The following is a 10,812-nucleotide window of genomic DNA, read 5'->3' as shown; positions in this document are numbered from 1 at the left end:
GCGCCTCCTACAACTTCCCCTCCAACTGACCACCCGCCCAACTACCTAGCAGTAGTTGTCGTTATGAGCCCCCATAACGACAACAAATGCGAGTCAGTTGGGCTGCGGCCCCCGGTGGGGAGCAGTCAACGTTAAGGATTGAGCAATGACAGAGAACAAACTCATCATCGGCACGGCCCCGGACTCCTGGGGCGTCTGGTTCGCGGATGACCCCAAGCAGACCCCGTGGGAACGCTTCCTGGACGAAGTGGCTGAGTCCGGCTACAAGTGGATCGAACTTGGTCCCTACGGCTACTTGCCGAACGACCCCACCCGCCTCGCCGAGGAACTCAAGCAGCGCGACCTCAAGGTCACGGCCGGAACGGTCTTCACGGCGTTCCACCGCGGCGCCGCACAGTACGAGGAAGCCTGGGAGCCGGCACGCAAGGTGGCCGAGCTGACCGCGGCCATGGGCGGCGAACACATCGTGGTCATCCCAGCCATGTGGCGCGACGACGTCACGGGAGAGGCTGTGGAGAGCGGGGAACTCACCGAGAAAGCCTGGAGCGACCTGTTCGCCGGCCACAACCGCATGGGCAAAGTGCTGCTGGAAGACTTCGGGCTCAAGCAGCAATTCCACTCCCACGCAGATTCCCACGTCGGCGCCCAGGCCGATATCGAAACGCTTCTGGCGTCTACCGATCCCCAGTACCTGAACCTGTGCCTGGATACCGGGCATGCGGAATACTGCGGAGCGTCCAGCCTGGAACTGATCAAAAACTACCCGGACCGGATCGGCTACCTGCACCTGAAGCAGATCAACCCGGAAGTCTTGAAGAAGGTCAACGAGGAGAACATGACCTGGGCCGCTGCCAACCTGGCCGGTGTCATGACCGAACCGCCGAACGGACTGCCGGATCTTCGCGCAGTCATCGAAGCCGTTGAAGGACTTAACCGCCCGATCTTTGGCATTGTGGAACAGGACATGTACCCCGTGGCCTTCGACGTCCCGATGCCCATCGCCAAGCGCACCCGAAACTACCTGCTCTCGTGCGGCTCCCGCACGACTGTCAACTAACGCTGCCTCTCAAGCACAGACAACTAAGGACAGAAACAATGACTGACATTCTCCGCGTGGCCGTCATCGGCGCAGGCCGCATGGGCGCCGACCACATCAAGCGGCTCAGCACCCGCATCCACGGCGCCGAGGTGGCCGCCGTCGTCGACGTCGACCTCGCCCGTGCGCAGGCCGCCATCGCAGGGATCGACGGCGCCGTCGCCCTCGCCAGCGCCGATGAGGCCCTCAACAACGGCGACGTCAACGCCGTGCTGATCGCCACGCCCGGTTTCCTGCACGAGGAAATCCTGTACAAGGCACTGGAGAAGGACTTCCCGATCCTCTGCGAAAAGCCGCTGACCCCGGATGCCGAAAGCGCTTGGAAGGTTGTCCAGGCCGAAACGGCACTCGGCCACAAGCGCATCCAGGTGGGCTTCATGCGCCGCTTCGACGCCGAATACGCCGCCTTGGGTTCCGTGATCCGCGATCGTGAACTCGGCGAGCTGCTCATGCTGCACCACCAGCACCGCAACCCGGACACTCCTCAGGGCTTCACCAACGAGATGCTCATCAACGACTCCGTGGTCCACGAATTCGATGCCATCCGTTTCTTCACTGGTGAGGAAATCACCTCTGTGCAGGTCCGCCTGGGCAAGGCGACGCGCAATGCCCCGAACGGCCAGCACGACCCGCAGCACGTCCTGATCGAGACGGAGTCCGGTGTCCTGGCCGACGTCGAAATTTACGTGAACGCCAAGTTCGGCTACGAAGTCGCCACCCAGGCGTCCTTCGAGGATGGCATTGTGAGCATCGGTGGCGACGGCGGTCCTTACGTCCGCAGCGCCGGCCGCTGGGGCGGCAAGGTCACGCCAGGTTTCGAAGAGCGTTTCGGTGCCGCGTACGACGTCGAGGTCCAGGCTTGGGTTGACGCCGCCCGCCGCGGCGAAATCGGCGGCCCCACCGCCTGGGACGGCTACGCCACCGCTGCGTGCTGCGAAGCCGGCGTTGAAGCCCAGAAGTCGGGCGAAAAGGTTGCGGTACAGCTCAACACCAAGCCTGAGCTGTACAAGTAGGAGTGACCATGAAGATTGCCCTCGATCCCACACCGTTCCACCACAGCCACAGCCTGCTGGAGTTTCCGCGGCTGGCCGCCGACCTCGGCTACAAGTACCTCCAGCTGACCCCGCACGCGGACTTCATCCCGTTCTTCAACCACCCGAAGGCCGACGACGAACTTGTGGGCCAGCTGAAGAAAGCCTGCAAGGACGCCGACGTCGAGATCGCCTCGGTGCTTCCCGTTCTGCGCTGGTCCGGACCGGACGAAGACGCCCGCGAGGCCGCTGTCCGTTACTGGAAGCGTGCCATCAAGATCACTGTTGATCTTGGCGTGCAGACCATGAACACCGAATTCAGCGGCCGCCCGGAGAAGGCAGAGGAGTCCGAAAGGGCCTTCTACCGCTCCATGGAAGAACTGCTTCCGATCATCGAGCGCGAGGGCCTGGACGTCCTCATCGACCCGCACCCGGACGACTTCGTGGAGGACGGACTCGCCGCCCTGCGCGTCATCCGGGGCGTGAACTCGCCTAACATCGGCATGGTCTACGTTGCGTCCCACACGTTCCACATGGGCAACAAGCCGCTCGACATCATGCGGGCCGCGGGGGACAAGCTGCGCCTGGTCCACGTGTCCGACACCATGGACCACCACGCCTCGCACGGGCTGCGCTACATCACCAACCCGCCCGGAAACGCCGTGCGCGTGCACCAGCACCTCAAGATCGGCGACGGCGACGTCAACTGGGACGAGTTCTTCGGTGGACTCAAGGAAATCGGCTTCCTGGACAAGGACAACACCGTCATGGTGTCCAGCGTCTTCGCCGAGGACGACAATGCCAACGAGGTGTCCCGCTACCAGCTGGAGACCATGGGCAAGTACATCGCGAAGGTCCAATAAGGGCATACAACAAAGGGGGGCGGCGACTCTATCGCCGCCTCCCTTTGTTGTGCTGGCTACCGAAGCAGGGACGCCAGGCAGGTGTTGTACCCGGTCATCACTTCCTCGAAGCTAAGCAGTCGCGGCCTGCCGTGAACGTCGCTTGTTTTGGAAAATGGAGGGAGTCCCTCTGGGGAGCACAAGATTGGTTCGCAGGTGCGCCCGGCGGCATTCAGGGTGGCGATGCCCCAAGGATGAACGGCCTGTGTGACAGTGATGCCGATGGTATTCAGCGGGTCGGTGAGGAGGTTGCGGGTGACCGACTTCCAAGTGGCAAGGAAGGATTCGCGGAGCATTTCGATCTTGTCGTTGTCTTCAAGGTCGTAGGTCCGGAGCAACTCCTCGGAGAGTGTGTCCCATTCCTCGGCGGACCGGACGAGCAGGTGGGCGGCCCGTATACGGGCGCTGGTTTCGTTCAATGAAGGCATTGGTCTTCTTTCAAGGATGGGGCGGACCGGCTGCGGCTGGACCGGTTTACGGGGTCTTGCCGGGGTTGCGTGCGCTGGCGGCGCGGGCGACGTGGCTTCGGGCATGCTCCACGGCGGGGCCCAGTTCGGTGAAGAGGTGTTTGTGGTGGCGAAGGGAGTCCAGAACCCCCACCTGGGTGACGAGCCTAAGGTGGCGCTCCTGGATCCCTTTGATTAGCACGGTGATTCCGCGGCGTTCCAGGGCCTGGACGATGTCTGTGATGGTTCTGGCACCGGTTGCGTCCAAGATCTGCAGCTGCGACATGCGGATGATCACGACGTCGACGTTCCGGATGGCGCTGACCCGCTCCAGGACGCGCTCGGCAGCGGCGAAGAATAGGGCTCCGTCGAGACGAAACACGGCGATGTGCGCGTCCCCTTCGTGGACCGGGCCGGGGATTTCTTCCCGGTGCACACCGCTGGACCGGACTAGGGCACGCAGGGCGAAGAAGGCAGCGACGGCGATCCCGATCTCCACGGCCTCGATCAGGTCGAAGGACACGGTAATCAGTGCGGTGACGAAGAACACGACCGTGTCGGCGCGGGTTGATCCGATCACGCTGCGCAGCGTCTTGAGGGAGACCATGCGCGTCGCGGTGACCATCAGCACCCCTGCGAGCGCGGCAAGGGGGATGCGGGAAACCGGGCCGGTGGCCAGGTACACCACGGCAAGCAGGACCAGCGCATGGGTAATGGCGGCGAGGCGTGTCCGGCCCCCGGAGCGAATGTTGACTGCTGTGCGGGCGATGGCACCTGTGGCCGGCATGCCGCCGAAGAATCCGGACGCGACGGACGCGAGGCCCTGGCCCAGGAGCTCACGGTCCGCGTCGTAGGGGCCGGTATCGGAGATCGACGCCCCGACCCGTGCCGAGAGCAGTGACTCGATCGCGGCCAGGGCTGCGATCGTAGCCGCGGACCCGGCCAGCGCGGTGATCGTCGCCAGGTCCAGGGAGGGGATCATCGGGACCGGCAGGGAATCGGGCAGGGCTCCGATCCGGGTCACCGGCAGGTCGAGGAACTGTGCGGCCACAGTGGCAATGATGATCGCGATGAGCGAGCCCGGGATCCGAGGGTGGATCCGCGGTGACGCAATCATGATGACCGCCACCAGAGCCACCACGGCAACCGGGGCAAGGACCGAGGCAGGGGACACGGTGCCGATGGCCTGGATCGCCGAGATGACAGCGTTGCTACTGGGCCCTGGCTTGGTGCCGAACGCGGCAGGGACCTGCTGTAAGAAAATGATTACCGCGATTCCGACGGTGAAGCCCTCGATCACCGGCCAGGGCAGGAGCGTCACGACCCGCCCGAGTTTGAGTAACCCGGCGGCCACCACTATGACCCCGGCAAGGACCGAGACCGCAGCCAGCGCCCCGAGCCCATGGGCGGCGATGATCGGGCCCAGAACCACGACCATGGCGCCGGTGGGTCCGGAGACCTGGATATTGGAACCACCGAAGACGGCCGCGATCACGCCGGCGATCACGGCGGTGATCAATCCGCTGGCCGCACCCGCGCCGGAGCTGACTCCGAACGCGAGGGCCAGCGGCAGCGCGACGATGCCGACCGTGACCCCGGCAACCAAGTCTCCTTTCCAGGTACCCGGCAATAGCGCGTAATCCTGCCGCCCTGGCAGCAAGGCCCGGACCGCGACTAGGGCCTTCACAGGGTGCTGGCCGCTGCGGCTGACGCGGGTGCAGTCGCTTCTGAGGTCTCAAGCTGCGCCCGGGTGGCGTGGAGCATGTCGTTGAGCAGCAGTCTGGCGACGGTGAGGAGTTCCGCGACCTGCGGGTACGCCAGGGTATAGAACATCTGCAACGCCCGTCGTTCTCCCTTGACCAGGTGATATCGGCGCAGTACCGACAGATGCTGGGACAGGTGCGAGGCCTCCAGGCCCGTTGCGGCCAGAAGCTCTGTCACCGACACCTCGGGCGCCGCCGACAGCAGCTCCAGTACCCGGATCCTGACCGGGTGGGCCAGCCCCTTGAACAGATTGGCCTTCACCTCATACAGCGGTGCCCGGAAATCCGCGAACTCTTCCATGACCACCTCCCTGGCCCAGACCACGAGTCTTTGCTTGACTATTTTATGGATTCATCATCCAGTGTAACAAGGGCTGGAACGGAAGCCCTGCGGGCCAACAAAAGGAGGGCTTCATCCGAAATCGGATGAAGCCCTCCTTTGCAGTTCGAGGAACCTCCTACGCCGTAACCTTCAGCGACGCCGTGAGCGCTGCGTCTGCGTCACGCAGGACCTTCGCCGCCACTTCGAGCCCTTCGATCCGGCCGAGGGAAGTGTCTTCGTGCTCGATGTTGACGAGCATGCCGGGGTCCACCTCGTGAAGCGCGCGCAGGAACTCGGTCCAGTAGGCGGTGTCGTGCCCGCGGCCGAGGGCAACGAAGTCCCACGCGGAGTTCTTGGGCCACTCGTTGGCCCATTCGTCGCCGCCGAGGTTGGTGCGGTTCTCATCCGGCGAGAGGCGTCGGAAGCTGTTGTCGAGAACCCCGTAGAGGGAGGCATTCGCGGTGTTGACGCGGACGTCTTTCGCGGCTGCCTGGAAGACCAAAGGCCCGAGTTCGCGGACCACGGCTACCGGATCCATCTGCTGCCAGAACAGGTGCGAAGCATCCAGTTCAACGCCCACATGGGTAGCTCCGGTGAGCTCGATGAGCTTGTGCACGTCGGCGGTGTTGAACACGATGTTCTGCGGGTGCAGTTCGAGGGCCACCTTGACGCCATGGTCGGCGGCCAGGTTATCGGTCTCGCGCCAGAACTTCGCCGCGACGTCCCATTGGTAGTCCAGCACATCCAAAGCCGCCGAATTCCAGGCGTTGACGATCCAGTTCGTCACGGTCGCGCCGGGCTCCCCGCCGGGCAGGCCGGACATGGTGACCACTCGACTCTGGCCGAGACGCTCTGCAAGCCGGATGGAGCGGCGGATGTCCTCGGCATGCTTCTCGCCGATCTCGCGCTTCGGGTGCAAGGGGTTGCCGTTGCAGTTCAGCCCCGCAATCGCGACGTCGGTCCCCTCGAAGATCGCGAGGTAGTCGTCGCGGGCGGCATCCGATACAAGAATGTCGTCGAAGGCGGGGACGTGCACGGCTGGCAGGAATCCGCCGGTGTTGATCTCGATGCCGGTCAGACCTAGGTCCGCGATGACCTTCAAGGCCTCGGGAAGCGGGCGGTCGTGCAGGATTGCGTTGTAGACGCCGAGTTTCATAGCGTGATCGTCTTTCCGTTGTTGAGTGCGGATTCCGCGACGGCACCGAGCAGTTCCATGTTGCGGACGCCTTCATCGAACGTGGCGCAGCGGGGGAGGGACTCGGCCTCGGGAAGGCCGGCAACCTCTTCGAGGAACGCCCGGGCCTGGTAGCCGAAGGCGTCGTTCTGGCCGAAGCCAACCTCGGGGGCGTCCATGGCGAGGCCGCCGGCGATGTAGGGGTGGCCCGGGCCGAGGATGACCTGGCGGTAGCCGTTCTCGTTGCCGGAGCCATCGTTAAGGAACAGCTGGATTTCGGAGGGGCGGCGCTGGTCGAACTTGGCCGCACCGTTCTCGCAGAACACTTCGAAGTTGAGGCTGTTGGCGTGGCCGGCGGCAACGCGGGAGACTTCGAAGCTGCCGGCTCCGGTTTCGAACTCTGCGTTGAAGGCGGCGTAGTCGTCGTTCTCTACGGCCTCGTAGGTGTCGCTCACGGCCGCGTGATCGTGGCCCATTACGGCGCCGAGCGGCAAGGGGCGTTTGTCGATGACAGTGCTCAGGCGGCCGCCGCTGATGGACTTGATGTCCCCGCACAGGAACTCGGAAACGTAGGCCAAGTGGCTTCCGACGTCGGCCAACGCACCGGAGCCGGGACCCCCCTTGTAGCGCCAGCTCATGGGAGCGGAAGGGCTGAAGCCGTAGTCGGTCCAATAGCGTCCGCTGAAGTGCAGCACCTTGCCGAGGACGCCGGTGCGGATCAAGTCGCGGATGTACGCGATGCCGGGCGTGCGGCGGAACGTGAAGCCAATGCGGGCGATGCTGGACGCGTTGCGGGCCGCTTCGGCCATGGCGCGTGCGTCTTCGATGGAGTCGCTCAGCGGCTTCTCGCAGAGGACGTGCTTGCCTGCGGCCAGGAGTCCCTCGACCACCTCGCGGTGGAGGGAGTTCGCGATGACGACGCTGACGACGTCGATATCGTCCGCTTCCGCGATCGCTTGCCATGAGGTGTCATTGCGTTCGTAGCCGAAACGCCGGGCAGCGAGGGACCCGAACTCCGCGTTCACGTCGCCGATCGATACGAGGCGCACCGGCGGAAGCACGGGGCTATAAAGTGCAGACGCTGTGCGGTAGGCCGCCGCGTGTGCCTTGCCGGCCATTCCTGCGCCGATGACGGCGACCCCTAGGCTCTCAGCCATTGATTTCTCCTTCGAAATTCAGCCTGGGTGTCGAGCACACCGGGGCATTTTGGAGCGCTACAATTTAGCACTGGACTTACAGCGTAATCATGTGAGTATGTCCTGTCAATGTCTTGCGAATACCCTTGACGGCAGAGGAGAAAGGTTCCCGAACCATGAGTGCGACAAGTCCTAAAACCCGCCGCCCCACCATCTATGACGTAGCCAAGCTGGCTGGCGTCTCGCCGTCGCTGGTGTCCTTGGTCCTCCAGTCGCCGGAAAGGGTCAGCGACAAGCGCCGCCAAGCTGTCCAGTCGGCAATGTCTGAGCTCGGCTACCGTCCCAGCAGGGCCGCGACCACGCTGGCGAGCAATCGGACCAAGAGCATCGGCCTGCTCATTGACGACTACAGGAACCTTTGGTTCGTCGATCTCCTCAGGGGAATGGAGTCGGTACTTTCGGAGCTCGGTTACCACGTCACGCTGGCCGACTCCCAGCCCGGCGAAAACCGCATCAAGGAAGCAGCCGACGGACTTCTTGCCATGCATGTTGACGCGCTTGTCATCGCCGCAGAACCGAGCGATTCCATGCTGGCCAGGACGTGGGTTCCCACGGTGGTGGCCGGGTGGCGCAAGGGGGTACCGGTCGGTGCCGACCTCATCACCAACGACGACGACGGCGGCGGCGGCGTGGCCGCTGACCACTTGCTGGGGCTCGGTCATACCCGCATTGGCCATCTCTCAGGGTCCGACGGCGCGTCAGCCCATCGGCGTGCCGGTTTCCGGCGGCAGATCCAGGCGGCCGGCGTCGAACTCCTGATTGTCGAGTCCAAAGGTACTTCGGAGGAGGACGGCTACGCCGCGGCTTCTTGGCTCCTGGACCACCACCCGGACACGACGGCGATCTTCGCGGCCAACGACACCATGGCCGTGGGCGCCTTTGCCGTCCTCAAGGCCAGGGGCCTTCGCGTGCCCGGCGACATTTCGGTGATCGGCTATGACAATTCCCCGTTGGCCAAGTCGAGGTACTTGGACATCACTTCCGTCGACAACCGAAGCGACGTTGTCGGCATTAATGCTGCGCACAGGCTGCTCGCCAGGATTGAAGACCCCGCCATCAAGCCCGAGCGCACCCTGATTGATCCCGTCCTGGTGCTGCGAAGTACCACGGCCCGACCGGCCCCGTAGCCCCCACCGCCACCCTCGCCTCGCAAGTCCCCACCGGCTCCCAGCCTTCGCAAGCTCAGGCAGGGGCCCTCGCCGGTGGGGGCCCACGGCCAGGGAACCCTGGCGGCGTGGGCCCACGTCATCAAACGAGCCTTCACGTAAAAACATCCTAATGTCAGGACAAAGTATTGACATATGTGAGGCGAGTCACCATGATCTGTGTAGAGGGCTTTGAGCTCCTGCAGAGTGGCAGGGCCGCAACCCCTATCAAAGGAGATAAATCGTGAAGAAGTTTTCCTGGCGGAAGGCGGCACTTGTGGCAGCCGTCGTTCCGATGATGGCTCTTAGCGCTTGTTCCAGCCAAGGCGGAAAGCCGGCTGACACCGCCAACGCCGCCGGAGGCGGGCAAGCCGTCAGCACTCCGCGCATGAAAGTCGCCCTCATCACCCACGCGGCAGCAGGGGACACGTTCTGGGACATCGTCCGCAAGGGTGCAGAAGAAGCGTCTGCGAAGGACAATGTTGAGCTTCTCTACACAAGCGACCCCGAAGCCGGGCGCCAGGCCCAGCTCGTCCAGCAGGCCATCGACCAGAAGGTTGACGGTATTGCTGTCACCCTCGCCACCCCGGACGCCCTCAAGGACGTCCTCAAGAAGGCCACCGATGCCGGCATCCCGGTGGTGAGCCTCAACGCTGGTGAGGGCGTCTCGGCACAGCTCGGGGCTTTCACCCACTTCGGTTCGAATGAGAAGCTCGCCGGCGAGGCCGTCGGAACCAGGCTCGCGGCACAGGGCTTCAAGCACCCGGTCTGCGTGATTCAGCAGCAGGGCCACGTCGGCCTCGAAGCACGGTGTGCCGGCGTCAAGGCGAAGGTGCCCGGAACCGAGATCCTGTACGTCGATGGCAAGGACATGACGGCGGTCCAGTCCACCGCCACCGCGAAGCTCCAGGCAGCCAAGGATGCAGATGTCATCATCGGCTTGGGCGCGCCGATCACCCTCACGCTCCTCAAGTCCGTCACGGACGCCAGCAGCTCGGCCAAGGTTGCCAGCTTCGACCTGAACGCGGACCTCGCCCAGAAGATCGTGGACGGCTCTGTGATCTTCACGGTGGACCAGCAGCCGTGGCTCCAGGGCTACATGTCCGTCGACTCCCTGTGGCAGGCCAAGCGCGGAGGTTTCAAGCTCGGTGGCGGCCAGCCCGTCCTGACCGGTCCCACCATCGTGGACAAGTCCAACGCCTCCGACGTTCTCAAATTCGCCCAGCAGGGCGTCCGCTAGATCCAGGATTCTGGCCGCGCGGCGGGCGACCGCCGCGCGGCCTGACCAACAAGGAGTTCTTCCTATGGCAAACACAGCAACCCTGCCGCCGGCACCGGCTTCGGCCCCCGGCGATGAGCGGATCGGACGCCGTAGCCCGGTCCAGAAGTTTCTGGGCAGGCCCGAAGTCGGCGCCCTCGTGGGGGCGGTCGTCCTCTTCATCTTCTTCGCGTCCGTGTCCCAGACGTTCACGCAGCCGAACGCGCTCGCGACCGTGCTGTATGGTTCCTCGACGATCGGGATCATGGCGGTGGGGGTGTCGCTGTTGATGATCGGCGGTGAGTTCGACCTTTCCACCGGTGTGGCCGTGATTTCCTCGGCCCTGACGGCTTCCCTGTTCAGCTGGTATTTCTCGATGAACGCCTGGGTCGGCGTCGTGCTGGCGCTCGTCGTTTCACTCGGCATCGGCTTCATCAACGGGTGGATCCTGGTCAAGACGAAGCTGCCGTCCTTCATCG

11 protein-coding genes are annotated in these 10,812 nt (G+C 64.1%); 6 read left to right on the top strand and 5 right to left on the bottom strand.

The features are described 5' to 3' along the window. The first annotated feature begins 145 nt into the window (after positions 1-145). Genes QRN52_RS22720 through QRN52_RS22710 form a run of 3 tightly spaced genes read left to right on the top strand, consistent with a single transcriptional unit; the run spans position 146 to position 2,990 of the window. Positions 146-1,057, top strand: coding sequence for a sugar phosphate isomerase/epimerase family protein (locus tag QRN52_RS22720; protein ID WP_284756046.1), 912 nt, complete (start codon positions 146-148; stop codon positions 1,055-1,057). Positions 1,058-1,095: 38 nt separating this feature from the next. Next, positions 1,096-2,109: a Gfo/Idh/MocA family protein gene (locus tag QRN52_RS22715; protein ID WP_284756044.1), complete on the top strand. Its 1,014-nt coding sequence runs from the start codon at positions 1,096-1,098 to the stop codon at positions 2,107-2,109. Between the two features lie 8 nt (positions 2,110-2,117). Next, positions 2,118-2,990 carry a sugar phosphate isomerase/epimerase family protein gene (locus QRN52_RS22710; protein ID WP_284756042.1) on the top strand — a complete coding sequence of 291 codons (873 nt, stop codon included), beginning with the start codon at positions 2,118-2,120 and terminating at the stop codon, positions 2,988-2,990. 56 nt (positions 2,991-3,046) lie between these two features. On the opposite strand, the gene QRN52_RS22705 is transcribed toward QRN52_RS22710, so the two are convergent. The 5 genes from QRN52_RS22705 to QRN52_RS22685 form a co-directional block, all read right to left on the bottom strand. Continuing rightward, positions 3,047-3,457, bottom strand: coding sequence for a hypothetical protein (locus QRN52_RS22705; protein ID WP_284756041.1), 411 nt, complete (start codon positions 3,455-3,457; stop codon positions 3,047-3,049). Positions 3,458-3,503: 46 nt separating this feature from the next. Beyond that, positions 3,504-5,162 (bottom strand): SulP family inorganic anion transporter, encoded by a 1,659-nt coding sequence (locus tag QRN52_RS22700; protein WP_284756039.1) that lies wholly within the window; start codon positions 5,160-5,162, stop codon positions 3,504-3,506. After that, entirely contained in the window at positions 5,159-5,539 is a 381-nt protein-coding gene (locus QRN52_RS22695; protein ID WP_284756037.1) for an ArsR/SmtB family transcription factor, read from the bottom strand. The genes QRN52_RS22700 and QRN52_RS22695 overlap by 4 nt, the downstream gene beginning before the upstream one ends. Before the next feature lie 157 nt (positions 5,540-5,696). Next, entirely contained in the window at positions 5,697-6,716 is a 1,020-nt protein-coding gene (locus tag QRN52_RS22690) for a sugar phosphate isomerase/epimerase family protein (protein WP_284756036.1), read from the bottom strand. Continuing rightward, positions 6,713-7,891 (bottom strand): Gfo/Idh/MocA family protein, encoded by a 1,179-nt coding sequence (locus QRN52_RS22685; protein WP_284756034.1) that lies wholly within the window; start codon positions 7,889-7,891, stop codon positions 6,713-6,715. Before QRN52_RS22685 ends, QRN52_RS22690 begins: the two co-directional genes overlap by 4 nt. Before the next feature lie 155 nt (positions 7,892-8,046). On the opposite strand from QRN52_RS22685, the gene QRN52_RS22680 reads away from it, so the two are divergent. The 3 genes from QRN52_RS22680 to QRN52_RS22670 form a co-directional block, all read left to right on the top strand. Then, positions 8,047-9,057 (top strand): LacI family DNA-binding transcriptional regulator, encoded by a 1,011-nt coding sequence (locus QRN52_RS22680; RefSeq protein ID WP_284756033.1) that lies wholly within the window; start codon positions 8,047-8,049, stop codon positions 9,055-9,057. 262 nt (positions 9,058-9,319) lie between these two features. After that, the gene (locus QRN52_RS22675) at positions 9,320-10,315 is read left to right on the top strand and encodes a substrate-binding domain-containing protein (protein ID WP_284756031.1); all 996 of its coding nucleotides are present in this window, start codon (positions 9,320-9,322) and stop codon (positions 10,313-10,315) included. Between the two features lie 64 nt (positions 10,316-10,379). Further along, on the top strand, positions 10,380-10,812 hold a 433-nt coding region (locus QRN52_RS22670), incomplete at its 3' end, for an ABC transporter permease (protein WP_502869745.1).

This window comes from Arthrobacter sp. efr-133-R2A-120 (assembly GCF_030209835.1).
Classification (GTDB): domain Bacteria; phylum Actinomycetota; class Actinomycetes; order Actinomycetales; family Micrococcaceae; genus Arthrobacter.
This window is presented reverse-complemented; position numbering and strand designations above follow the sequence as displayed.

Coding starts and splice junctions, on each gene's coding strand:
- QRN52_RS22720 (WP_284756046.1), top strand. CDS start 146: ATGACAGAGAACAAACTCATCATCGGCACGGCCCCGGACTCCTGGGGC.
- QRN52_RS22715 (WP_284756044.1), top strand. CDS start 1,096: ATGACTGACATTCTCCGCGTGGCCGTCATCGGCGCAGGCCGCATGGGC.
- QRN52_RS22710 (WP_284756042.1), top strand. CDS start 2,118: ATGAAGATTGCCCTCGATCCCACACCGTTCCACCACAGCCACAGCCTG.
- QRN52_RS22705 (WP_284756041.1), bottom strand. CDS start 3,457: ATGCCTTCATTGAACGAAACCAGCGCCCGTATACGGGCCGCCCACCTG.
- QRN52_RS22695 (WP_284756037.1), bottom strand. CDS start 5,539: ATGGAAGAGTTCGCGGATTTCCGGGCACCGCTGTATGAGGTGAAGGCC.
- QRN52_RS22690 (WP_284756036.1), bottom strand. CDS start 6,716: ATGAAACTCGGCGTCTACAACGCAATCCTGCACGACCGCCCGCTTCCC.
- QRN52_RS22685 (WP_284756034.1), bottom strand. CDS start 7,891: ATGGCTGAGAGCCTAGGGGTCGCCGTCATCGGCGCAGGAATGGCCGGC.
- QRN52_RS22680 (WP_284756033.1), top strand. CDS start 8,047: ATGAGTGCGACAAGTCCTAAAACCCGCCGCCCCACCATCTATGACGTA.